This window comes from Streptomyces flaveolus, assembly GCF_000716535.1.
Classification (GTDB): Bacteria; Actinomycetota; Actinomycetes; order Streptomycetales; family Streptomycetaceae; genus Streptomyces; species Streptomyces flaveolus_A.
In genome coordinates this window covers 52680-77315 of record NZ_JNWV01000013.1, presented here as the reverse complement: position 1 = coordinate 77315, position 24636 = coordinate 52680, and the positions used below count along the sequence as shown (strand labels likewise).

Genomic DNA, 24636 nt, shown 5'->3' with positions numbered 1-24636 from the left:
CGTCACCCACCCTGGTAACCAGCCTCTTCACGTACGACCAACGGAGCATCCCGCATGCATGACGACCGCACTCTGGTGGAAGCCCGCCTCAAGCGGGTCCTCGACGAACGCATCCGCCCCGCCGTGTACCCCGAGTCCGTACCGCTCCAGGTAGCGGTGTGGCACGCGCCCGGGGAGCCGGTGCCGGTCGCGGAGGGCCTGGCCGCCGAACCCGAGCCGATCGAGGTGGGCGCCCGGTGGGGTGCTCCGTGGGGCACCAGCTGGTTCCGGGTGACGGGCACCGTGCCGCAGGCGTGGGCGGGCAGGACCGTCGAGGCCCTGCTGGACCTCGGCTTCGACGAGAACATGCCCGGTTTCCAGTGCGAGGGCCTGGTCTACCGGCCCGACGGCACGCCGGTGAAGGGCCTGAACCCGCGCAACCAGTGGGTGCGGATCGGGGCGCCCGTGGCGGGCGGCGAGGAGGTGCGGCTGCACATCGAGGCGGCCTCCAACCCGGTCATCCTGGACTACCACCCCTTCCTGCCGACCCAGCTGGGCGACAAGGAGACCGCCGGCAGCGAGCCGCAGTACACCCTGACCCGCATGGACCTCGCCGTGTTCGACGAGACCGTGTGGCAGCTGGTGCTGGACCTGGAGGTGCTCGGCGAGCTGATGGCCGAGCTGCCGGTGGACTCCGCGCGCCGCTGGGACATCCTGCGCGCCGTCGACCGGGCGCTGGACGCGGTCGACCTCCAGGACGTGAACGGCACGGCGGACCGGGCCCGGCAGCAGCTCACCGGCGTCCTGTCGGCCCCCGCCGTGCCGTCCGCGCACCGCATCAGCGCCGTCGGGCACGCGCACATCGACTCCGCCTGGCTGTGGCCGCTGCGGGAGACGGTGCGCAAGGTGGCCCGTACGACGTCCAACATGACCGCGCTGATCGAGGACGAGCCGGAGTTCGTCTTCGCCATGTCCCAGGCGCAGCAGTGGGCGTGGGTGAAGGAGCACCGGCCCGAGGTGTGGGCGCGGGTGAAGAAGGCCGTCGCGGAGGGCCGGTTCGTGCCGGCCGGCGGGATGTGGGTGGAGTCGGACACCAACATGCCCGGTTCGGAGGCGATGGCCCGGCAGTTCGTGCACGGCAAGCGGTTCTTCCTCGAAGAGTTCGGCGTCGAGAACGAGGAGGCCTGGCTGCCCGACACCTTCGGCTTCGCCGCGGGCCTGCCGCAGATCATCAAGGCGGCCGGCTCCAAGTGGCTGCTGACGCAGAAGATCTCCTGGTCGCAGACGAACAAGTTCCCCCACCACACCTTCCAGTGGGAGGGCATCGACGGCACCCGGATCTTCACGCACTTCCCGCCCGTCGACACCTACAACTGCTCCATGAAGGGCAGCGAGATCGCCCACGCGGCGAAGAACTTCAAGGACAAGGGCCGGGCCCGGCACTCGCTCGCGCCCACCGGCTGGGGTGACGGAGGCGGCGGCACCACCCGCGAGATGGTCGCCAAGGCGGCCCGGCTGCGCGACCTCGAAGGCTCGGCGACCGTCGAGTGGGAGACCCCGCGCGCGTTCTTCGAGAAGGCCGAGGCCGAGTATCCCGAGCCGCCGGTCTGGGTGGGCGAGCTGTACCTCGAACTGCACCGCGCCACCCTCACCAGCCAGGCCAAGACCAAGCAGGGCAACCGGCGCAGCGAGCACCTGCTGCGCGAGGCGGAGCTGTGGGCGGCCACCGCGGCCGTGCGCACCGGCTTCCCCTACCCCTACGAGGAGCTGGACCGGATCTGGAAGACGGTCCTGCTGCACCAGTTCCACGACATCCTGCCGGGCTCGTCCATCGCCTGGGTGCACCGGGAGGCACGGGCGACGTACGACCGCGTCGCCGCCGAGCTGACCGCGATCATCGAGGGCGCCCAGCGTGCCCTGGCCGGCGAGGGCGGCACCGAGCTGGTCTTCAACGCGGCCCCGCACGCCCGTCACGGTGTCCCGGCGGGCGGCGCCGCGACCCCGGCCGTGACCGGCGGCACCACGCTCACGGCGCGCGCGAGCGGTGGGTTCACGCTGGACAACGGTCTGCTGCGGATCGAGGTCGACGCCCGGGGCCTGGTGGTGTCGGCGTACGACATCGCGGCCGGCCGGGAGACGGTCGCGCCGGGGCGGGCCGCCAACCTGCTCCAGCTGCACCCCGACTTCCCGAACATGTGGGACGCCTGGGACGTCGACGAGTTCTACCGCAACACCGTCACCGACCTCACCGACGCCGAGTCGGTGCTGCCGGGCGACGACGGGGCGTCGGTGCGGGTCGTCCGGGCCTTCGGCGACTCCCGGGTCACCCAGGTGCTGTCGCTGCGGGCGGACGAGCGGCGGCTGGTCATCGACACCGAGGTCGACTGGCACGAGACGGAGAAGTTCCTCAAGCTGGCCTTCCCGCTGGACCTGCACGCCGAGCGGTACGCCTCCGAGACGCAGTTCGGGCACTTCCACCGGCCGACCCACACCAACACCTCGTGGGAGGCGGCCAAGTTCGAGGCCTGCAACCACCGCTTCGTCCACCTGGAGGAGCCCGGCTGGGGCGTCGCCGTCGTCAACGACTCGACGTACGGCCATGACGTGACCCGGACCGTGCGGTCCGACGGCGACCGCGGTACGACCACGACGGTCCGGGTGTCGTTGCTGCGTGCCCCTCGCTTCCCCGACCCGGAGACCGACCAGGGCGTCCACCGCTTCCGGCACGCCCTGGTGCCCGGCGCCGGGATCGGGGACGCGGTGCGCGAGGGCTGGCGCGTCAATCTGCCGGAACGGCGTCTGACCGGCGCCCACGAGGTCGCTCCGCTGGTCACCGTGGACGACGACGCGGTCGTGCTCACGGCGGTGAAGCTCGCCGACGACGGCAGCGGGGACGTGGTGGTCCGCTTCCACGAGGCGCACGGCGGCCGGGCGCGGGCCACGCTCACGGCCGGCTTCGAGGTCGCGGAGGTGACGGTGACGGACCTGCTGGAGCGCCCGGTGTCCACCGCGACCGCCCCGGACCGGGACGGCGACCGGATCACCGTACGGCTGCGGCCGTTCGAGCTGGTGACGCTGCGACTGCGGCGGGCCTGAGCGACGCGGCGCCGGCCGCGGCCCGACACGGGTCGCGGCCGGCGCCGCGGTCGGTGCGGGGAGAACGGTCCCTGGGTCGGCGAACTCCGTTGCCCCTCCGGGGACATGGCGCGCGAACGACGTCCCCGGGCCGTCGTGACGGGCCGTACGGGCCGTCAGGCAGTCGGCTTAACTAACGTGTCGGCGACGCGAACGATCACGAGCGTTAGTAAGGTACCCCCATGAGTTCTCCAGCCTCCTCCGGCGACCGCGACAAGGTCGTCTCCAAGCTGCCGGGACAGCTACGGCAGGACCTGAAAGTCAGAGCCGCCCAGCACGGCATCGAGATCCAGACGGCCGTGGAACAGGGCATCAGGGACTGGTGCGCCCTCGCCTCGGCCACCGAACCCGTCGACACCGCGGGCGCCGACTCCTTCTCCACCTTCCTCCCGCCCGGACAGTGGGAGACGTTCCGGAAGGTGGCGGCGGACCGCAGCGTCTCCCTCATCCAGGGACTCGCCCAGTCCGTCAAGCTGTGGCTGGACTCCAACCCGGCGCCCGACGTCGAGCGGCCCAGCGTCACCCGGCGCATCATCGTCTGCAACCAGAAGGGCGGGGTGGGCAAGACCGCCATCACGGCCGGCGTCGGCGAGGCGCTCGCCGAGTCCCCCAACGCCCTGCACGCCGTGCGCGTGTCGAAGGCGCTCGCCAAGGCACTGCGGGCCAGCGAGGCCGAGGAGGGCGAGGACGAGCCCCTGGAGATCGAGAACCTGCCCGGCCTCGGCATGCGGGTCCTGCTGGTGGACTTCGACCCCCAGTGCCACCTCACCAACCAGCTCGGCGCCGCCCCCCTGCCGATGAACGGCGACAGCCTCACCAACCACATGGCGGGCGACCCCAAGGGCGACCTGCGCGACCTCATCGTGCCCATCGACGAGGAGACCTTCGGCGACCGGCTGCACCTGCTGCCCGCCTGCAACGACGCCTTCCTCCTCGACGTGCGGCTGTCCGCCGTACGCGCCCGCGAGGCCGCGCTGGAGCGGGCGCTCGCCCCGCTGGAGGCGGACTACGACGTCATCATCGTCGACTGCCCGCCCAGCCTGGGCCTCAGCATGGACGCCGCCGCCTACTACGGCAGGCGGCGCGACGGCGAGAAGCCCGGTCAGTCCGGTGCGCTCATCGTCGTGCAGGCCGAGGACAGTTCGGCCGACGCCTACGAACTGCTCACCACGCAGATCGACGACCTGCGCGACGACCTCCAGATCGACATCGACTACCTCGGTATCGTCGTCAACCTGTACGACTCGCGCCGCGGCTACATCGCCACCTCCTCGCTCCAAGGCTGGGTCGACATAAAGGATCCGAGGGTGGTGGGACTGATCGGCGACCTGAAGGAACAGAAGGAAGCGGTCCGCATGAAACAGCCCCTGCTGTCCTACGCCCCCAAGTCACAGCAGGCCATCGGGATGCGCGCACTGGCCCGGGAGATCTCATGAGCAAGGCCGACCAGCTGGGCGCCGGACGTTTCGGCGGCGCCCGGCCCGTCAGCGCACGCCGGCAGGCCGTGGCCGCCGCGACCGGAGTGCCGACCGAGGGCGTGGCTCCGCCCAACGAGCTGCCCGTCCACCAGATCAGCCCCAACCCGGACAACCCCCGCTCGCAGCTGGGCGATCTGACCGACCTCGCGGGCAGCCTGAGGACCCACGGCCAGAAGCAGGCCATCACGGTCATGAACCGCGACGCCTATCTCGCGGCCAACCCGGACCGTGCGGGCGACCTGGAGCCGAACACCACCCATGTCGTCATCGACGGCAGCAGCCGCCTGGCCGCCGCCCGCGAGGCCGGCCTCGCCACCGTCAAGGTCATGGTGAGCGACGAGCAGGGCAGCACGTCGGAGGAGCTGCTCGAATCCGCGCTGGTCGCGAACATCCACCGGCAGGACCTGGAGGAACTCGACGAGGCCCGGGCCCTCCAGCGGCTGCTCGCCATCCACGGCAGCCAGACGGCACTGGCCAAGCGGCTGCACCGCTCCCAGGGCTGGGTGTCGCAACGGCTGGCGCTGCTCACGCTCACCCCCGAACTCCAGGCGCGGATCGGCCAGGAGCCCATCGACCTGCTGCGCGCCGTCGGCAACAAGCCGGCCGACCAGCAGATGGCGGCACTCGAAGCGCTCAAGGCCGAACGCGCCCGCAAGGAGGCGGAGAAGGCGGCCCGCAAGGTCGCTCGCCAGGCGGAATCGGCGGCGGCCGACTCCGGCGCGGCCGAGCACGGCTACCCGGCCGTGTCCGGTGCCGGACAGGTCACCGAGGCCGCGGCGCCGGCGGTGCGCGACGAACCGCCGACGGTACCGGTCCAGGCGCCGCCGCCCCAGGCAGCCGCCTCCGGCACCGTCCAGCCGCCGGCACCGGCGACCGCCGAGACGGTCCAGGCACCACGGGCCCAGGCACCCACCGCCGAGACGGTCCAGGCACCACGGATCCCGGCAGCCGCCGCCGACACCGTCCAGGCGCCGCCGGCACCGGTGGGCAGCGTCGAGGCGGGCCCGGAAGCGGAGGCGTCACCCGCCGTCCCCTCCCCGGTGCCGTCGAAGCCGGTCCCGCCCCTCGCCCCTGCGGCCACGGCCGCCGCCCCCTCCGGCGGCGCCCCGACCCCGGCCGCCAACGGGCAGGCCGCCCGGACCCTGCCGTACGACGAGCCTGGCTCCCTCGCGATGCTGCTGGACCGGAAGATCGAGAGCGACGACACGTTCTTCGACCTCATCGACTTCCTGGGCGTCTGGGCACTCAAGCGCGACCCCGCCCGGCTGGGCGAACTCGCGCAGCGCCTCGCCGACCAGGCCACCGCCCAGGTCGACTGAACCGGTGGGCCCCGGTCCGCCCCGCTCCGTTGTCCGACGGACCGGCCGACGTGGGTGCGGGCCCGGTGCCGCAGACACCGGGCCCGCACCGCGGGGAAGGTGGCGGTCAGCCCCCGGGGGGACGGGGCCGCTGCGCCACACATGGTCCTAGGCGGTCAGGTGTGTCCGATCGCCGGGATCCGGCACGGCCCGGATCACATGTGAACCGAACGTCCGAACCGAACACCTCCACTCTCCCGCCGCACGGCCTCCGCCGCCATGGGGCACACCCCACGATCGGGACGCGGACGGGATGAGGAAGTCCCTACACGGCAGGCCCGGTTGTCCACTCCTCGGCGAAGTGGCAGGCGGAGGCGTGGGCGGTGGGGCCGGTCGTGTGCCGGAACGGCTCCGGGACCGCGAGCACGGGGACGTCGACGGCGCAGCGTTCGCGGGCCTTCCAGCAGCGGGTGCGGAACCGGCAGCCGGAGGGGATGTTCGTCGGGGAGGGCACGTCTCCGGTGAGGATGATCCGCTCCCGGTCATCCCTGGCCTCCGGGTCCGGGACGGGCACGGCGGACAGCAGCGCCTGGGTGTAGGGGTGGGTGGGACGGTCGTAGATCTCGGCGTCGGTGCCGGTCTCCACGATCCGCCCGAGGTACATCACCGCGACCCGGTCGGAGATGTGCCGCACGATCGACAGGTCGTGCGCGATGAAGAGGTACGACAGGTCGAACTCGCTCTGCAGCCGGTCGAGCAGGTTGATGACCTGCGCCTGGACGGAGACGTCGAGCGCCGAGACCGGCTCGTCGGCCACGATGATCTCCGGGCGCAGCGCCAGACCGCGGGCGATGCCGATGCGCTGGCGCTGGCCGCCGGAGAACTGGTGGGGGTAGCGGTTGATGTACTCGGGGTTGAGGCCGACGACGTCGAGGAGTTCCTGGACCCTGCGGCGCCGGTCGCCCTTCGGGGCCGCCTCGGGGTGGATCTCGTACGGCTCCCCGACGATGTCGCCCACCGTCATGCGGGGGTTGAGGGAGGTGTACGGGTCCTGGAACACCATCTGGATGTTGCGGCGTACGGCCTTCAGGGCCCGGCCCGAGAGCCTGGTGATGTCCTCGCCCTTGTACCGGATTGCGCCGGCCGTCGGCCGCTCCAGGCTGACCAGCATCTTGGCGACCGTGGACTTGCCGCAGCCCGACTCCCCCACGATGCCGAGGGTCTCCCCCTTGTCGAGGGTGAAGTCGACGCCGTCGACGGCCCTGACGGCACCGACCTGCTTCCTGACCAGGATGCCCTGGGTGAGCGGATAGTGCTTGACGAGCCCGCTGACTTCCAGGATCGGCTCAGACATCGAGGCACTCCCTCCAGAAGTGGCAAGCACTCACCCGGTGGTCGCCCACCTGCTGCGGGGCGGGTGCGTCGGTACGGCACACGTCCCGGGCCATCGGGCACCGCGGGTGGAAGGCGCAGCCCGGCGGGATGTCCATGAGGTTGGGCGGCAGACCCTTGATGGCGTACAGCTCCCGGCCCTTGGCGTCCAGGCGCGGGATCGACTCCAGCAGACCCCTGGTGTAGGGGTGGGCGGGCGTCTTGTAGATGTCGTGCACCGGTGCCTGCTCCACGATCCGGCCCGCGTACATCACCGCGATCCGGTCCGCCACGTCCGCGACCACGCCCAGGTCGTGCGTGATGAGGATCAGTCCCATCCGGTACTCGCGCTGCAGCTCCGCGAGCAGGTCCATCACCTGGGCCTGCACCGTCACGTCCAGCGCGGTGGTGGGCTCGTCGGCGATGATCAGGGCCGGTTCCAGCGCGAGCGCCATCGCGATCATGATGCGCTGGCGCATGCCGCCGGAGAACTGGTGCGGGTACTGCCCGACCCGCTCCTTCGCCGCCGGGATCCGCACCCGGTCCATCAGCTCGACGGCCCTGGCCCGCGCGTCCTTCTTCGACATCCCCCGGTGCACCACGAACATCTCGCCGAGCTGGTCCCCCACCGGCAGCACCGGATTGAGCGACGACAGCGCGTCCTGGAAGATCATCGCCACCTGCGCGCCGCGCACCCGGCGCCGCTCGCTCTCCTTCAGCTTCAGCAGGTCCTTGCCCTGGAAGAGGATCTGGCCGCCGGTGATCCGGCCCGGCGGTGTGTCGAGGATGCCCATCACGGCCTGGGCGGTCACCGACTTGCCCGACCCCGATTCGCCGAGCACCGCGAGGGTCTCGCCCGCGTCGACGCCGTAGGACACGCCGTTGACCGCTTTGGCGACCCCGTCCCGGGTCCGGAACTCCACGTGCAGGTCACGCACTTCGAGCAGCATGACGACGACTCACCTCAGTTTCGGGTCGAGGGCGTCGCGCACCGCGTCGCCGAGCATGATGAAGGCCAGCACCGTGATCGCGAGCGCGCCCGCCGGCCACAGGAGCATGTGCGGGGCGTTGCGGATGTAGGGCGAGGCCGCGGAGATGTCGATGCCCCAGCTCACGGTCGGTGGCTTGAGCCCGACTCCGAGGTAGGACAAGGTCGCCTCCAGGGAGATGTAGGTGCCCAGCGCGATGGTCGACACGACGATCACCGGGGCCACGGCGTTCGGCGCGATGTGCCGCAGCAGCAGGCGGGAGCTGGAGGCGCCCAGGGCGCGGGCGGCCTGGACGTAGTCGTTCTGTTTGGCGGTGATGACCGAGCCGCGCGCGATCCGGGACACCTGCGGCCAGCCGAGCAGCACCATGAAGCCGATCACCGGCCAGACGGTGTTGCTGGTGATCACCGACAGCAGCACCAGACCGCCGAGGACGACCGGGATCGCGAAGAAGACGTCGGTGATCCGGGACAGGATCGCGTCCCAGATGCCACCGAAGAAGCCCGCGAGGCCGCCGAGCACGGAGCCCAGGACCGCGACCCCGAGGGTGGCGAGGACGCCCACGGTGACCGAGGTGCGGGCGCCGTACACGGTGCGCGTGAAGACGTCGCAGCCCTGGCCGTCGTACCCGAACGGGTGGCCCGGCTGTGAGCCCTGCTGCGCCTTGGCCAGGTCGCACGCGAGGGGGTTGCCCGACGCGATCAGCGACGGCCGGACGGAGATGACCACGAGGAAGAGGATCACCAGCCCTGAGACGATGAACACCGGGTTGCGGCGCAGGTCGCGCCAGGCGTCCGACCAGAGGCCGCGCGGCTTGCCCTGGGGGTCGGCGGTCACCGGCTCCAGGGAGCGGGCCTCGCTCGCCGCGAGGTCCATCGCGCCGCCCGTGCCGGTCCCGGCGACGGCGCCCTCGGGTTCGTACGGCGGTTGCTCAGGCATAGCGGATCCTCGGGTCGAGTACGGCGTACAGGAGGTCGACGAGCAGGTTGGCCGCCAGGAAGACGAGGACGAGGACGGTGACGAAACCGACGACCGTCTGGGTGTTCTGGCGCAGGATCCCTTGGTAGAGCTGGTAGCCGACCCCGTGGATGTTGAAGATCCGCTCGGTGACGATCGCCCCGCCCATCAGCGCCCCGATGTCCGTGCCGATGAACGTGACCACCGGGATGAGGGAGTTGCGCAGCAGGTGCCGGACGATGACCCGGTGCCGGGGCAGGCCCTTGGCGATCGCGGTCCGCACGTAGTCGGCGCGCAGGTTCTCCGCGAGGGAGGTCCGGGTCAGCCGGGTGACGTAGGCCAGCGACACCGAGGCGAGCACCAGGCCGGGCACGATCAGCTCGCCGAAGGCCGCCTGCGGGGACACCGACGGGGAGATCCAGCGCCACTCGACGCCGAACAGCAACTGGAGCAGCAGGCCGGTGACGAACGTCGGCACGGAGATGACGATCAGGGTGAGCAGCAGCACGGCCGTGTCGAGCAGGCGGCCCCGGCGCAGACCGGTGAGGACGCCGAGGCCGAGGCCGAGGACGATCTCGAAGAGGATCGCCACGATCGTCAGCCGGATGGTGACCGGGAAGGCGCTGCCCATCAGGTCGATGACCTTCTCGCCGTTGAAGGCGGTGCCGAAGTCACCGGTGAAGACATGGCCCATGTAGGTCACGTATTGCTCCAGCACCGGCCTGTCGAGGCCGAACTCGCGCTTGAGGCGGGCGGCGGTGGCCGGGTCGCAGGCCTTGTCGCCGCACAGGCCCGCGACCGGGTCGCCCAGCACGTTCACCATCAGGAAGATCAGCAGCGTGGCCCCGATGAACACCGGGATCATCTGGAGCAGCCGCCGGACCACATACCGCCCCACGCGGATCAGCCGACCTTGATCTCGTTGTAGACGGGGACGCTGAACGGGTCCAGCGCGACGTGCGAGAGCCGGTCGGACCAGCCGGCGCTGCCGTTCTGGTACCACAGCGGGATGGCCGCCATGTTGTCCCGCACGACGCCCTCCGCCTGCTGGAAGAGCTGGACGGCGCGGTGCGGGTCGGTCTGCGCGTTGGCCTCGTCGACGAGCTTGTCGAACTGCTTGTTCGACCACTTGCCGTCGTTGGAGGAGGCGTTCGTGTAGTACAGCGGCTGGAGGAAGTCCTGGATCAGCGGGTAGTCCATCTGCCAGCCGGCCCGGAACGGCCCGGTCAGCTTGTCCTGGCCGATCAGGTTGCGGAAGTCGGCGAAGGTGCCGACCGGGGAGCCGACGCAGGCCTTGTCGTCGCCGAGGACGTTGTTGATGGAGTTGCACACCGCGTCCACCCACTCCTTGTGCGAGCCGGTGTCCGCGTTGTACGTGATCTTGAGCTGGCCGCCGGGGATGCCGCCGCCCTCCTTGATGAGCTTCTTCGCCTCGGCCGGGTCGTAGTCGCAGGCGTCGCCGCACAGCCCCTTCCGGTAGCCGCCGCTCGCGCCGAGGACGGGGGAGGTCCAGTCGGTGGCGGGGGTGCGGGTGTTCTGGAAGATCGTCTTGGTGATCTGCGCGCGGTTGACCGCCATCGACAGGCCCTTGCGGACCTTCGCGGCACCGGGGGTGTTCCAGCCCTTGTCGTAGAACGGGAAGGCGAGGGTCTGGATGATGCCTGCGGGGGTGTTCAGGTAGCGGTTGCCCAGATCCCGGTGCACGTTGGTCAGCTGCTGGGCCGGGACGTCGTCGACGAGGTCGAGGTTGCCGGCCAGCAGGTCGGTGTAGGCCGTGTTGTTGTCGGTGTACACCTTCAGGTCCACACCGGCGTTCTGGGCCTTGTCGGCGCCGGGGTAGGCGTCCCACTTGCGCAGCTGCATCTCGGAGCCCTTGGTGTACGACTTGATGGTGTACGGGCCGTCGCCGACCGGCTTGGCCAGCCAGGCGGCGTGGTCGGTGAAGAACGCCTTCGGCAGGGGCGCGAACGCCACGTAGCCGAGGGTGTCGGGGAACGTGGAGAACTTCTGGCTGAGCTTGACGGTGAAGGTGTGGTCGTCGACGACCTTGAGGCCGGAGAGCGTGTCGGCGGTCTGCTTCCCGCTGTCGGGGTGGACCTTGTCGTAGCCGTCGATGTAGCCGAAGAAGTAGGCGTTCTTCTGGTTGTTCTTCAGGCTCGCGCCGTAGTTCCAGGCGTCGACGAAGGACTTGGCCGTGACGGGCTCGCCGTTGCTGAACTTCCAGCCCTTCTTGACCTTGATGGTGAAGGTCCGCGAGTCTTTGGTGGTGATGCTCTCGGCCAGCGCGTTCTCGGCCTTGCCGGTTCTGGGGTCGTACTGCTTCAGCCCCCGGAAGATCATGCCGAGCACCTTGCCGCCCTCCACCTCGTTGGTGTTGGCCGGCTCCAGCGGGTTCTGCGGATCGCCCCAGACCGCGCTGAGGACGGCGTCGCCGCTGCCGCCGCCGTCCGATCCGCCACCGCCGCCGCAGGCGGTGAGGGTGAGGGCCGCGGCCGCGGCGAGGGCCGGCCAGGTGGCATAGGTGACTGCGCGCATGGGTCTCTCCTCGGGGACGGACCGTGACCGCGGACATGTATTCGCTCGAAAAGGTAGACATGACCCGCTGGGGCCGACATCACATGTTTGCGCGATATGCGCCCCTCGACACCTTGCGCGGCGGTCCGAGTGACGGTTGAGGTGTGCGCTGGAACGAGTCCCGGCGTGTGCGGTTCACACCTACGGCGGCGCCCTGGGACGTCACGGTGATGTGGCTTGAGGACCCGGTCCGCCCGGTGCGCTGCGGTCGGCGTCTCGTCCTGCGCCCGTCCGATCGGCACGGAGTTCTCCCAGCGCCTGCCCGCCGCCGGCTTTCCGGCGCCCGCGGGTGAGCGCCCCAGGTCGCAGTGGCGCGGCAGGGCGGGCAGGCGAGGGTGGCCGCGGCGCTGAAGTCCGCGGCCGGCGCGTGGCCGCCGCGCAAGCGACGCCCGGCTGGAATCAGCCGGTCCCGGAGTGGGACCCGCGTCCAGGAGCCCGCCGGTGCGGGCGGGCAGGGCCCGGCCGGTGCGGGCCAGGACAGCGGTGAGGCCACGGGCGACGGAGAGTCCGGGCCGCTCGACGCGCAGGCCCGCATCGGACCACGCGGGCCTGCGCGCGGCCCCGGAGCCGCGAGAGACGATCCACCTGCCGGTGCGGGCCCGGCTCATCGGCAGTCCCCTTCCCGCCGGCGCGGTCGCCGCGGTGAACCGGCGGCAGGACCAGCGGGTCGGCGCCGATCGTGTCGCTGGGGCGGCGCCACCCGGCCGCCACCGAGTAGGCGCCCGCGCCTACGGCCCACAGCGCGCGGCGCCGACGAGATCCGGCCGGTCGAGCACCCGGCGCCTGAGCACCTCGCAGAGGACGAGCGAGCCGGCCACGGCGCCGACGGCGGCCGCGGTCAGGGCATGGCACTGACGTAGCCCCCCGGTCACGACGAGCAGCCGGCGACGGCCGGAGGCCCCTCGGCAGGGCTGTGCCTGGTGGTCCACGCCGGGTTCGTGCGCGCCGGAGCTTCGAGCCGGTGCACCGCCGGCCGACGGCACGAGGCGACGGCACCGGGCGCACATCTCGCGGGCGCGCGTCCGCGCCTGCTATGTGGACATGTCTTCTGCTCGCCCGTGGATACATTGCACACTCTAGGTGTCTCAATCCATTCACGGGCAGGCGGAACATGGGCGCACGACAGGAGAAAACGGGCCGGCGGCTGGGGCTGACGAGCCTCACGGTCGCGGCGAGCGGCCTGCTCGCCTTGCTGATCGGTGTGGCGTTCACCGTCCTGCTGTTCGCGATCTCCGACGCGAACAGCTCCGTCTCGGCCCGGCGCGCCTCCCGGACGGCCCTCGTCGAAGCCGGCAGCATGGAGCAGCTGCTCCTCGACCTGGAGACAGGGCAGCGCGGCTACGTGATCACGGGGCGGGAGGAGTTCCTCCAGCCGTGGCAGGCGGCGCGCAAGGCGTTGCCCGCGGAGGAGCGGCGGTTCACCGACAGCACCACTTCCCCGGGACAGCGGCGCGCCGCCGAGCGGATCACGCGCGGCGTCAAGTCCTTCCTGAACGACTACTCGATCCCGCTGGTCGAGATGGTCAGGCGAGGTGATCCGGCCGCGTCCGGCCTGAAGGAGACGACCGAGGGCAAACAGCGCGTCGACGCCCTGCGGGCCCAGTTCCACGACTACATGAACGACGAACGCGCACAGCTCGCGGAGCGCACGGACGCGGCGGGCACCAACAGCCACCAGGCGGTGCTCGCCGCCGCCATAGGACTCGCGGCGTCGACCGCGCTCGTGGCCGTCTTCACGGTGCTCCAGCACCGTGCGGTGGTACGGCCGGTGCGCGGGGCGGCGGCCGCTGCGCAGGAACTCGCGGGCGGGGACCTGAGCGTACGGGTGCCGCCCAGCAGGGTGGCCGAGATCGGGGCACTGGGCACCTCCTTCAACACCATGGCGGCCTCCCTCCAGGACAGCCGCAGACGCATCATGGAGAGCACCGAGGCCGTGCACCGGCGTACCGCCCGGGACCTGCACGACGGGGCGCAGCAGCGTCTGGTGAGCCTGATGATCGGGCTCCGGCTGGCGCGGGAGCTGATCCCGGACACGGAGACGTCCGCGATCGATCTGCTGGACCAGTCCATCGACAACGCGCAGACGGCGATCAACGAGCTGAGGGAACTCGCCTCCGGCATCTATCCGCTCGTGCTGACGGTGAAGGGGCTGGTGGCGGCGGTGCAGGACCTGGCGTCCCGGTGCCCGGTGCCCACCGTCGTCGAGAGCAGGGACGAGCGGCGGATCTCCTCCACCGTCGAGTCGAACGCGTACTTCGTCGTCGCCGAGGCCGTGACGAACGCGGTCAAGCACGCACAGGCGTCCCGGATCGACGTCACCCTCGAATTCGGGGACGTGCTGCGGATCAAGGTCGCCGACGACGGGGTCGGCGGCGTCGGCAAGGCCACCGCCGGCAGCGGGATGACCGGGCTCGCGGACCGGGTGGCGGCCTTCGACGGGAAGCTGGCCATCGACTCCCCGGCCGGCGGCGGCACCACCATCCTGATCCAGATCCCGATACCGGCCTGAACCGACGGACATGTGTGCCGTGCCCGCGCTTTCACACGTGCGCCGACGGGCGGCGGCGCGGGCCCGCACGGCGCCCGGACGCCGACGTGGGACGGCATCACCGGCCGAGTGACGGTCTTCGTGCCGGGCCCGGCCGATGTGCGGGCACGGCGCGAGGGTACGGCCGCCCGGTCAGAGCGGGACGACCGCCGTGACGGTGGTTCCGGTGCCGGGGGTGTGCCGCACCTTCAGCGTGCCGTCCAGGGCCGCGGCCCGCTCGGTCAGGGCGGCCAGCGCCGCCAGGTCCGCCGCTCCGACGGGCGGCGCCCCGTCGTCCACGACGGTGACCACGAGGCTCGTCCCGAGGTCGGCGGTCACCCGGACGCGGCCGGCGCGGCCGTTGTCCACGGCTCGCTCGACGGCCTCCGCGACGAGGAGATACAGGTGCGACTCGACCAGCCGGGGCAGCCGTCCGGCCAGGGTCCCCGAGACGGTCATCGGCACCGGGCAGCGCCCGGCGAGCGCGGCGAGCGCGGCGGGGAGGCCTCCGGCGCGCAGGGCTCCGGGGCTCAGGGCGTCGGTGACCTCCCGGACCCCGGCCAGGGCCTCCTCGGTGTCGCGGGCGACGTCGTGGAGCAGGCCGATCGCCCGCGCGGGCGCCGTGCCCAGTTCCTGCCGTGCGAGGCTCAGACCGAGCAGGGCTCGCACGATGCGTTCCTGGACCGTGTGCTGGAGGGTCCGGGCGTGCTGGTGCTGTCGTTCCACCTGCCGGTGCGCGAGGAGCGGGAACGGCGACCCCTCGTCCCGGACGCAGCGGCCGGATGGGGCCGGCTCGGCGAGCGCGGGCTCGGCGGGCGCCGGCTCGGCGAGCGCCGGCTCGGCGAGCGCCGGCTCGGCCAGGGGCAGGAAGACGTACAGGGCCGCGTCGCCGCCCGGCCTGGACAGCGGCACCAGGGTCCACTCGACCGGGAGGAGCGAGCCGTCGACCCGGGTGAGCGCGCCCCGCCCGCGTACGGGGCCGGGCCGCCCGGCGGTCTGCGGCACCCCGGCGGTCTCCGGCTGCCCGGAGGCGGTGGCCGGACGGCCGTCGGTGCCCAGCAGGTCGGCCGGACGGCCGTATCCCATCGCCTCGGCGGCGGCGGGGTTCGCGTAGCGCACCGAATGATCGGTGTCCACGGCCCAGACCGGCTGCCGTATGACGTCAAAGACGCTTTCCAGCTCATCGGCGATCGACGTCATCGCGCTCTTTCCTTCCCCCCAGGGCTCGGCACCCTGCCCTCGCAGCGTCGGAGAGCGGCGCCGGCGGCCAGCGGCCGCCCCACGTCCCACCCGAGGCGGACCCGCGCACCTGACTGCGCCGGCGCCGCCTGCATCGACTCTCACAGCCGCACCCGGTCGACGCATCCGTCATTTGACTTGAAATAGCCGCTCGGCGTGTGGGCGCGGGGCCTGCACCTCGCCGCGATGACGTCGGGGGGGTACACGGGCGGCGCCGGTACGGCGCGGTGCCGGAGGGGACGGCCCGCCGAAGCGCGCGGCCGGTCAGCCGGTTGCCGCCGGGCTCGTGTCCGCTTCATCCTCCCGTTCCGCGGCGGCGGGCATGATGCCCGCGACACGGTAGGCGTCCGCCTCTTCCAGCGTCTCGTGCTCCAGCAGGGCGATGGCCAGACCGTCCAGGCGGTGGCGGTTCTCCTCCAGGGTGCGGCACGCCTCGGCGTAGCACTCCTCGACGATCCGGCGCATCTCGCTGTCGACCAGGTCCAGCGTGCGCGGGGCGGCGGACATCCCGTAGGGCTGCTGGCTGTCCGCGGGCAGTACCGACAGCTGTCCCACCTGGTCGCTCATCCCCCACCGCGCCACCATCCCTCGCGCGATGTTGGTGACCTGTTCCAGGTCGCTCTCGGCGCCGGTGGTGATCACGCCGAACACGACCCGCTCGGCCGCCATGCCGCCGAGGGCGCCGATGATCCGGCCACGCAGGTACTCCTCGGTGTACGCGTACTTGTCGGCGTCCGGCGTCGACAGGGTCACACCGAGGGCCCGGCCGCGCGGCACGATGGTGATCTTGCGGACGGGGTCGGCGCCGGGCTGGAGCATGCCGAGCAGGGCGTGGCCGCTCTCGTGGTAGGCGGTGCGCCTGCGCTCCTCCTCGGGCATCACCAGCGGGCGCTGCGCACCGAGCTGCACCTTCTCCAGGGCGTCGGACAGATCGTGCCCGGAGACGCGGTCCCGGCCGCGCTTGACCGCGAGCAGCGCCGCCTCGTTGGCGAGGTTGGCCAGTTGGGCGCCGGTCATGCCCGGGGTCGTACGGGCGACCTTGGCCAGGTCGACGTCCCCGGCCAGCGGCATGGACCGGGTGTGGATGCGCAGGATGGCCTCGCGGCCCTTGCGGTCCGGCGGGGAGACGGTCACCACCCGGTCGAACCGGCCGGGCCGGGTCAGCGCCGGGTCCAGGATCTCGGCCCGGTTGGTCGCGGCGACCACGACGACCCCGTCGGAGGCGGAGAAGCCGTCCATCTCCGTCAGGATCTGGTTGAGCGTCTGCTCGCGCTCGTCGTGTCCGCCCACCGCCGAACCGGTACGCGCCCGGCCGATGGTGTCGATCTCGTCGATGAAGACGATCGACGGGGCCACCTTGCGGGCCTCGGCGAACAGCTCGCGCACCCGGGAGGCGCCCACGCCGACGATCATCTCGATGAACTCGGACGCCGAGGCCGAGAAGAACGGCACCCCGGCCTCGCCGGCCACCGCGCGCGCGAGCAGCGTCTTGCCGGTGCCGGGGGGACCGGCGAGCAGTACGCCGCGGGGCATCTTCGCGCCGAGGCGGCGGTAGGCCTCGGGCCGCTTGAGGAAGTCGACGACGTCGTTGAGTTCGCCCTCGACCTCGTCGATCCCGGCCACGTCGGCGAACGTCGTGCGCCCCTGCTCCGCCTCGACCGGCTTCGGCGGCTTGCGGCCCAGGATCCCGCTCATGCCGCCGAGGCCGCCGGCCGCCTTGCGGGCGACGAACACCCATACGGCGATCAGCAGCGCGGTCGGCAGCAGCGACACCAGCAACGACTGGCCGAGGCCCGGCCCCTGCGCCACCGGCGATGCGGAGACCGAGACCTTCTGCCGCGTGATCTCCCGCCACAGCCCGTCGCTGTCGGCGAAGGCGGGCTTGTACGTCTTGAACCGGACGAAGGTGGCGCCGTCGTCGCCGGGCACCTTGCCGGCCTTCTTCAGCGTTCCCTGGATCTGCGAGCCCTGGGAGTAGACGGTCTTGACGTTGCCCGCGTCCAGCTGCGCGGTGAAGGCGGTGTAGTCGATGGACGTGGTGCCGTCGCCGTGCATGTTGTTGTAGAGCAGGCCGGTCGCCAGGTAGATGGCGAGGAAGACCACGATCTGCACCAGGCAGCCGTTGCGGGAGCGCCGGCCGTCCGGCGTCGGTGGCCCGCCCGGCACCCCCTCGGAGCGCCACGGGGCCCGCGGGTCGTGTCGGGGCGGTACGGGTGCGGCCATCGGACTTCTCCTTGCGGGGACGCGGTGCCCGTCAGCGGACGGGCCGGTAAGGGTGCGTACGGGGGTGGCTGGTCACGGGACGCGGTTGGCGCGCCGGACCAGGACGGTGGACAGCAGGCCGAGGACCAGGGCGAGCGCGCCGAGGATCAGGCCGTCGACGGCGGCGGCGCGTCCGGGGTGCCGGACCACCACCCAGGGCGAGCACGCCATCCACAGGCCGGTCACCCCGAGAGCGGCGCTCAGCCCGGTCATGCGCTCGGGGGCCACCGTGAAGCCGACGGCCAGGAAGCAGATGGCGCAGCCCACGACCAGGTCGTGCACGGCGAGGTCGTGGTGTGCGGCGGCGAAGCCCAGCACCCACGGGGACACGGCGTAGAACAGGCCGACCAGGAAGACCGGGCCGTTGACCAGCGCCACCTCGTGGCCGCCGAGGACACGGACGCGACGCGCCCGCGTCTCGAAGGCATCCGGATGCCACGCCATGTCGTCCCTTCCACGGGTGAAGCCAGGCACCTGAGGTCTCCTCACTCGCCGCTCCAGTCGACACCTCACGGCGCCGGCGCTGTGTACGACATGGTGTTGTCGGCCCCTGGGCGGGCGCATCACACATGTGAGTGATTGGCCGGTGGTTTCGCCGGCAGGGGTCGTCCGGGCAGAAACCGCGCTCGACCAGCCGCTACGCGGCCGGGGAGATCGAGCTGGGCGGGACGCCGATCCCGCCGCGTCCGGCGTGCTCCGGTCGGGCGCCCACATCCGGTACTCCCCGGGCGGCCCACAGGCCGGCCCACGGGGCGCGACCGGAGGCAGCATGGCACCGAGCGGGGGCGAGACGTTCCGCCGGCGGCCGACTCGGCTCTGGAGAGGTGCGTCACCCACCAGGACCGGCCGCGTCACGCCGACGCCGGCGCCGCACCTTCCGCCGGGCGGGACCGATGCCGCAGACGACGAGCGGTGCCGATGGCCCGACCCTGGTCCGCCACTGCCCCGCCTCGGTCCGCGCGACCGCGCGCAGCTTGGGCGGGGCGTTGTGCCGACGGCTCTTGAGGGTGCCGGGCGGCACACCCAGGACGAGGGCATACCCCTGCCCAGGATGTGGCATCGCCCATTGGGGGGTACATACGTCATCCGACTGGCCGTTCGCCGACGCGGCACGTCAGCCCCTGCCGATTGCGTACCACCCGGCCGGCCGGTGTCCGCGTCGCCGGTGCTCTTCGCCCCCCGGTGGAACAGGCACGTATGAACCCCACCCGGCCCGCCGCCCCGCGCAGCGACCTGCGCGTCTCACATGCCCGGAACCACGGCCACAGCGCCGTCGCTGCCGGAGGAAACGGCTCACCGCGCCAACTCCCGTTCGCGGTAGACTCCGGCCCCGAGATACGTGTGCCGGGACCGGAGTTCGGCGGGCATATGTGAGCACGGGGACCACAACGAGTTCACCATGCGGGTCCGGGTCGTGCCATCCGTGTCTCCTTCCGTCGTGACCATGGACTGTGAGGCCGCATGACCGTCATCCCCGCGGGAGACCCGGGCCGCGCTCGACACGACACGGCGACGGCGTCCACGGTCACTCCCGTCGGCGAGCACCTGTATCTGGTGCACTCGGGGAGCAGACCGCCGGTGTGGCTCACTCGGCTCGCCGACCGGCTCGGCCCCACCCGGCCGAACGAGGCGGTCGTCGTGGTCGGCGTGCCCTCGGTCGAGGACGGCGCGGAAGGCCTGGGCCGGCTGCTGGCGCCCGCGCTGGAGGCCTGCCGGGAGGCGCAGGTGCGCCTGCTGACACTGGTGATGTCCGAGGGCGCCCACGAGGTGGGCGACAGACCGTCGCCGGCCCGGCTGATCAGCGAACGCTGGGGCATGGACGTCCTGGCCACTGCCGGGTCCGCACTGGTGACGACGGCGGGTTGTCTCTTCGCACCCGGCCACCCGGGGGGTCCCGGCGGCTGGTGGCACTTCTCGCCCGGCTCGGCCACCCGGCACGTGAGCAGTCATCTGCCCATTCCCGACTGGGAGATCGCGGTGCGGCGGGTGGGCCGCCAGGTACTGGCCGGGCACATCGTCGAACCCGTACCGGCCGGGCTGGCCGTACGGCCCGCGGGACCGGTGTCCCCCGCCACCCACGCCCGGCTGCACGCGGTACCGCCGGAGTACGGCCGGCCGCAGCTGATCGTCACCTCGCCGCAGACTCCCGCCGCCGTCCTCGCGGTGGTCCTGGGGGCGCTCCCCGAGCAGGTCCGCGGCTCGCTACGCTTGGTTTCCCTGGCGGGAGTGCCGATGTCACGGACCGCTCAGGGGGTGTCGGCCCTCTTGGGCCGCGAAGTCGACGTGGCGGTGGGAGTGCCCGTCATGAACGGCAGGGCCGTCCCGGAGGGCGTCTCGGCCGGCGACGCCGCCGCGGACCAGTACCTGCTCGACGAGGAGGGCCGGCCCGCCTGGCGGCCCTTCGCCCGGACCCTGGCCCACGGGCCGGCGATGGGCGAGGGCAGCCGGCCGGCGCGCGTGACGCAATGGCGGGTGCCTGCGGTACTGAGCGGCACCGAGCCCGGCGCGCTGTCGCTGGGCCGGGACTGGAAGGCCTGCGTGACCCCGTCGGGCCTGTGGATCGGACCGCGTGACGCCGAACCGCCGTTCCTCGTCACCGCCCGCCCCGCCCGCGCCGACGCCGTCGCCATCGACCTCGGGCCCTGGGACTCGCACGGTCCGCTCGACGACTCCCTGTGGCCGGAGCTGGGGACGCTGTTCGGGCAGTTGGAGCCCGAGGTCTGTGTCAGGGCCGTGGTGCACGTCCACGGCGTTCTCGGCGCACGGGACGATGAGCGGCTGCGCGGGCTGACTGTCCGGCACGGCTTGCGGCACGCCGTGTCCGTGACGTCGCACCGGCCGGAGCCCGTCGGAAGGCCCTGAACCAGTGAGCGGACCGTGAGCCGTTCGACGCCGGAAGAGGCTCCCACCGGTCACAACCGGGAGCCGGCCACGATGCCACGGGCTGTGTGCGTACCGGTTCCGGCACCGGGCACCGGCCCCGCTGACGGCGTCCCGGACGGGAACATCCCCGTCTCCGCCCCGGACGCCGAAGGGGTCCGCATGCCCCGGCTCACGCAGTTCTCCTCTCTCCGGTCGTGCGGCGTCGCGGACCGCGGTCCCACGGCACTGCCCGCGGTGACCGGAGCGGCCGGGGACCGGGTGCGGTCAGTACGTCGCCGGCATCACCGCGGCGGCCGTCGGAGCCGACGGTCACCGACGCACCGCCGTGTCTCCGCGCCACCGCCTCGACGAAGGCGACGGCCGAGGCCGGGACGACCGCACGGTCGGTCACCGGGCCGGCGCCCGCCGGTGACGACGACCTGCCCGGCACTCTCAAGGCCGGCCGGAACGGCGCACACCTGTACCCGATCTGCCCGCAGCTCGGCATCGCCTCCCGGGTGGCGCAGTCATCGCACCCGGTCCGCGCAGCGCCCGTGGCGCCCGGCCGACGCCGCTCGCCATGGGGACGTCACCGCACCTCACCCTTCCGTGCCCGGCAACGCCACCAGCGCCGCCTCGGGCAGGTCCTCCGGGAGCAACGTGGTGAGCGCCTCCAGGTCGGGTGCGGGCAGGGAGGCCAGTCGGCCCGCCTGCCGCGTCATCATGGTCTCCAGCAGCTGTCGGGCGAGTCGCGCGTTGCCGAAGCTCTTGGTGCGCGGCAGGCCGTCGAGGTGGATGCGCAGCGCCTCCTTGGTCTGCGGCGCGCACACGTAGCCCGCCGTCGACGCCTGCTCCTCCATGATCGACAGCAGCTCGTCGGTGGAGTAGTCCTCGAAGGTGACGTGCCGGGAGAAACGGGAGGCCAGGCCCGGGTTGGACTCCAGGAACCGGGCCATCTCCGCCGGATAGCCGGCGACGATCACCACGACCTCGTCACGGCGGTCCTCCATCAGCTTCAGCAAGGTGTCCACGGCCTCCCGGCCGAAATCCTGCGGCGAGTTCTCGGGCGTCAGGGTGTACGCCTCGTCGATGAAGAGCACACCGCCGACGGCCTCCTCGAACTTCTCGGTGGTCAGCTGCGCGGTGTGACCGATGTAGCGTCCGACCAGGTCGGCCCTGGCGACCTCGACGAGCTGGCCCTGGGGAAGCACTCCGAAGGACTTCAGCAGGTCGGCGTAGAGCCGGGCCACGGTGGTCTTGCCGGTGCCGGGCGGACCGGAGAACACCGCGTGGTGGCTGACCGAGGGGGTCGGCAGTCCCAGCGCGGCACGCTGCTGGTAGTTGGTGAGCAGGTTCACGATGCCGCCGACCTCGCGCTTGACCGCCCCCAGACCGGTCATGGCGCGCAGCCTGGCCAGCACGTCGGACTCGCCGGGCTCCTTCTTCCTGACCTCCGTGCGCAGTTCCTCGGCGAGGTCGGCGCCGACGTCCTCGGGCAGCATCAGCATCAGGTCCGCCTCGCTGGCCTCGGGCAGGGTGGCCAGCCGCAGCGACTGCCGGTCGACCATCTCCTCGAAGACCTGGCGGGCGGCACGGCCGTTGCCGAAGGTCGCGTCCCGCCGCATCCGGGAGAACCGCAGCCCCAGAGCCTCCCTGGTCAGCGGGTCCAGTACATAGCGGTGGCCCGCGCACATGGACTCGGTGATGGTGACGAGTTCCTCCACCGAGTAGTTCTCGAACTCGATGGTCCGGGTGAAACGCGAGGCCAGGCCCGGGTTGGCGGCGAGGAAGTCCTCCATCTCCTTCGGATAGCCCGCGACGATCACGACGGTGTCGTCACGGTGGTCCTCGATCAGCTTCACCAGGGTGTCGATGGCCTCCTGGCCGAAGTCGACGCTGGAACCCTTGCTGTCGGACAGCAGGGTGTAGGCCTCGTCGATGAACAGGACACCGCCCTGCGCCTGTTCGAACACCTCGGTGGTCTTGATCGCGGTGCCGCCGATCACCTGGGCGACCAGGTCGGCGCGGGCCACCTCGACGATATGGCCGGACGACAGCATCCCGAGGCTCGCCAGGATGCCGCCGTAGAGCCGGGCCACCGTGGTCTTGCCGGTGCCGGGCGGCCCCGCGAAGACCAGGTGACGGCTCATCGGCGGGGCGGGGATCCCCAATTGGGCCCGTCGCTGGGCGAGTTTGCCCAGGCTGACGAGCATGTTGACCTGCTCCTTGACGTTGGTGAGGCCGACGAGGTCGTTCAACTCGGCGACCAGGGCGTTCTCCGGCGCCCCGCCGTCCGTGCCGGCGGCGGCACCGGCCCCGGCGTGCTCGGGTACGACCGGATCGGCGGCCGGGTCGGTGCCCTCGTCCGGTGACTTGTTGTCGACGCTGGTGAGACCGGAGAGCGTGAACTCGCCCCGGGACGGCGCGCGTTTGATGCCGGCGCCACGGTTGGAGCGTACGGTGCAGTCGGTGACCTCGACGGAGCGGTCGGTGTCGATCCGGATGCCGTCCCCGGCGTTCCCGCTGAACTCACAGGACTTCAGCGAGACCCGGCCGCCCGCGCCGACCAGGGCGCCGTGACCGCCGCTGCCCAGCACCCGGGTGCGGACGAGCGACAGATCGCCGTCCTCCTCGACCGCGGCTCCCGACGCGGAGCAGCCGGAGATCTCGCAGTCCCGCAGCGTGACCCGCCCGCCTGCGCCGACACAGACCCCGGACCTGCCCGCGCCGCGCAGGGCGGAGGTTCCCATGTGCGGACTGCCGCCGCCCTCCACGCGCAGGGCGTGCCCGGCGCAGTCGCCCACCTCGCAGTCCTCGAACCGGCCGCGGCTGTTCCCGGCGACCAGGATGCCCGCGCCGCGCGCCTCCGTGATCCGGGCCCGGCGCAGCAGCGGATTGGCCCCGGTCGACAGCGACACCCCGTTCCCGCCGGCCCGTACGACGTCCAGCTGGTCGAACTCCGCGGCGGACTCGCCCTCCAGCAGCACGCCCACGGTCTTGCTGTTCGTCACCCGGGTCCCGGTCAGGGACGGGGTGCTGGACTCGTCGACGTGGACGGCGGCCTCTTCCGCGGTGTCGAACGCGCAGTTCACGAAGTAGCCGCGGGAGCGGCCGGTGACGTACAGGCCACTGCCCCGGGTGCGGGAGGTCTCGCAGTACGACAGCTGCGGGTCGGAGCGCTCCGCGACCACGAAGCCGTGACTGGTGGAGTCGTACACCTGCACGTGGGACAGCTCGGTGCGCGCGGAGCTCGCGAGGTGCACGCCCACCGAGCACTCGCGCAGCGTCGTGCGTACCACCCGCAGCGACGTACCGCCCTCCAGGGCGAGTCCGGGCTTCTCCACGGCGGTGATCTCGCAGTCCTCCACGACGCCCCGGGACTGGCCGTTGGCCAGCACGCCGTTGCCGCGCGCGTCCCGGATACGGCAGTTGCGCACATCGGCGCGGCCCTGCTCGCTGATCACCACACCGGAGGTGCCGAGGTTCTCGATCAGGCAGTCCGCGATGACGCTGCCGGTCGTGCCGGCCTCCACCACGCCCGCTCCGACCGGGTTGGTGATCCGGCAGGACCGTACGGCGAGGGAGCCGCTGCCACGGCTGAGCAGGGCCGTCCAGCCCGCTCCGAGGACCTCGCAGCCGTCCAGGGCGACCTGGCCACGGACCGCGTCGATCACCGGCAGCTCGCCCTCACCTCCCCGCAGGAGCAGGTCGGTCAGCATCACGGCGTCGGCGGCGAGCGTGACGGCGGCGCCCTTGTCGGGGGCGATCTCGACGCTGCCGCGCGGGCCTTCGGCGACGATGGTCACCCGGTTGTTCACCACCAGGGTCTCCCGGTAGCTGCCCGGCCGGACGCTGATGACGGCCCCCGGCCGGGCGTTGGCGAGTGCCGCGCCGATGGTGGTGTGGTCGCACCCGTTCTCCTGGCCGACGGTGATCAGATGGCGGGCCACGCCTGCTCCTTCGTG

The 24636-nt window shown here is 72.1% G+C and carries 15 protein-coding genes; 5 read left to right on the top strand and 10 right to left on the bottom strand.

Going from position 1 to position 24636, the window contains the following annotated elements; genetic code table 11:
• Nucleotides 1–54 precede the first annotated feature (54 nt).
• The 3 genes from OO52_RS15610 to OO52_RS15600 all read left to right on the top strand — a co-directional run bounded on the left by OO52_RS15610 (nucleotide 55) and on the right by OO52_RS15600 (nucleotide 5911).
• On the top strand, nucleotides 55–3075 hold the full coding sequence (locus tag OO52_RS15610; RefSeq protein ID WP_030644446.1) for an alpha-mannosidase: 3021 nt from the start codon (nucleotides 55–57) through the stop codon (nucleotides 3073–3075).
• A gap of 221 nt (nucleotides 3076–3296) precedes the next feature.
• Nucleotides 3297–4550, top strand: coding sequence for a ParA family protein (locus tag OO52_RS15605; protein ID WP_030644444.1), 1254 nt, complete (start codon nucleotides 3297–3299; stop codon nucleotides 4548–4550).
• Nucleotides 4547–5911, top strand: a complete 1365-nt coding sequence (locus OO52_RS15600) for a ParB/RepB/Spo0J family partition protein (RefSeq protein WP_037629044.1) — start codon at nucleotides 4547–4549, stop codon at nucleotides 5909–5911. Before OO52_RS15605 ends, OO52_RS15600 begins: the two co-directional genes overlap by 4 nt.
• A 304-nt stretch (nucleotides 5912–6215) precedes the next feature.
• Here the strand turns inward: OO52_RS15600 and OO52_RS15595 are convergent, their stop codons facing one another.
• The 6 genes from OO52_RS15595 to OO52_RS50760 form a co-directional block, all read right to left on the bottom strand.
• Entirely contained in the window at nucleotides 6216–7244 is a 1029-nt protein-coding gene (locus OO52_RS15595) for an ABC transporter ATP-binding protein (protein WP_030644440.1), read from the bottom strand.
• Nucleotides 7237–8211: an ABC transporter ATP-binding protein gene (locus OO52_RS15590; protein WP_030644438.1), complete on the bottom strand. Its 975-nt coding sequence runs from the start codon at nucleotides 8209–8211 to the stop codon at nucleotides 7237–7239. The genes OO52_RS15595 and OO52_RS15590 overlap by 8 nt, the downstream gene beginning before the upstream one ends.
• A 9-nt stretch (nucleotides 8212–8220) precedes the next feature.
• Complete coding sequence (locus tag OO52_RS15585; protein ID WP_030644436.1) at nucleotides 8221–9189, bottom strand: ABC transporter permease; 969 nt, start codon at nucleotides 9187–9189, stop codon at nucleotides 8221–8223.
• A complete protein-coding gene (locus OO52_RS15580; protein ID WP_030644434.1) occupies nucleotides 9182–10105 on the bottom strand; it encodes an ABC transporter permease in 924 nt (307 codons plus the stop codon). Before OO52_RS15580 ends, OO52_RS15585 begins: the two co-directional genes overlap by 8 nt.
• Before the next feature lie 5 nt (nucleotides 10106–10110).
• Complete coding sequence (locus OO52_RS15575) at nucleotides 10111–11742, bottom strand: peptide ABC transporter substrate-binding protein (RefSeq protein WP_030644432.1); 1632 nt, start codon at nucleotides 11740–11742, stop codon at nucleotides 10111–10113.
• A 767-nt stretch (nucleotides 11743–12509) separates the two neighbouring features.
• On the bottom strand, nucleotides 12510–12710 hold the full coding sequence (locus tag OO52_RS50760; RefSeq protein ID WP_030644430.1) for a hypothetical protein: 201 nt from the start codon (nucleotides 12708–12710) through the stop codon (nucleotides 12510–12512).
• 182 nt (nucleotides 12711–12892) lie between these two features.
• On the opposite strand from OO52_RS50760, the gene OO52_RS15565 reads away from it, so the two are divergent.
• On the top strand, nucleotides 12893–14290 hold the full coding sequence (locus OO52_RS15565; protein WP_030644428.1) for a CHASE3 domain-containing protein: 1398 nt from the start codon (nucleotides 12893–12895) through the stop codon (nucleotides 14288–14290).
• A 171-nt stretch (nucleotides 14291–14461) separates the two neighbouring features.
• Here the strand turns inward: OO52_RS15565 and OO52_RS15560 are convergent, their stop codons facing one another.
• From OO52_RS15560 to OO52_RS15550, 3 genes are all read right to left on the bottom strand, one after another.
• Complete coding sequence (locus OO52_RS15560; protein ID WP_030644427.1) at nucleotides 14462–15508, bottom strand: PAS domain-containing protein; 1047 nt, start codon at nucleotides 15506–15508, stop codon at nucleotides 14462–14464.
• Nucleotides 15509–15811: 303 nt separating this feature from the next.
• The gene (ftsH, locus tag OO52_RS15555) at nucleotides 15812–17770 is read right to left on the bottom strand and encodes an ATP-dependent zinc metalloprotease FtsH (protein WP_030644425.1); all 1959 of its coding nucleotides are present in this window, start codon (nucleotides 17768–17770) and stop codon (nucleotides 15812–15814) included.
• 72 nt (nucleotides 17771–17842) lie between these two features.
• The gene (locus OO52_RS15550; RefSeq protein WP_030644423.1) at nucleotides 17843–18253 is read right to left on the bottom strand and encodes an SPW repeat protein; all 411 of its coding nucleotides are present in this window, start codon (nucleotides 18251–18253) and stop codon (nucleotides 17843–17845) included.
• 1017 nt (nucleotides 18254–19270) lie between these two features.
• Between OO52_RS15550 and OO52_RS15545 the strand changes: the two genes are divergently transcribed.
• Nucleotides 19271–20671: a hypothetical protein gene (locus tag OO52_RS15545; protein ID WP_234339539.1), complete on the top strand. Its 1401-nt coding sequence runs from the start codon at nucleotides 19271–19273 to the stop codon at nucleotides 20669–20671.
• A 599-nt stretch (nucleotides 20672–21270) separates the two neighbouring features.
• Here OO52_RS15545 and OO52_RS15540 read toward each other — a convergent pair.
• Complete coding sequence (locus tag OO52_RS15540; RefSeq protein WP_030644419.1) at nucleotides 21271–24621, bottom strand: right-handed parallel beta-helix repeat-containing protein; 3351 nt, start codon at nucleotides 24619–24621, stop codon at nucleotides 21271–21273.
• Between the last annotated feature and the right edge of the window lie 15 nt (nucleotides 24622–24636).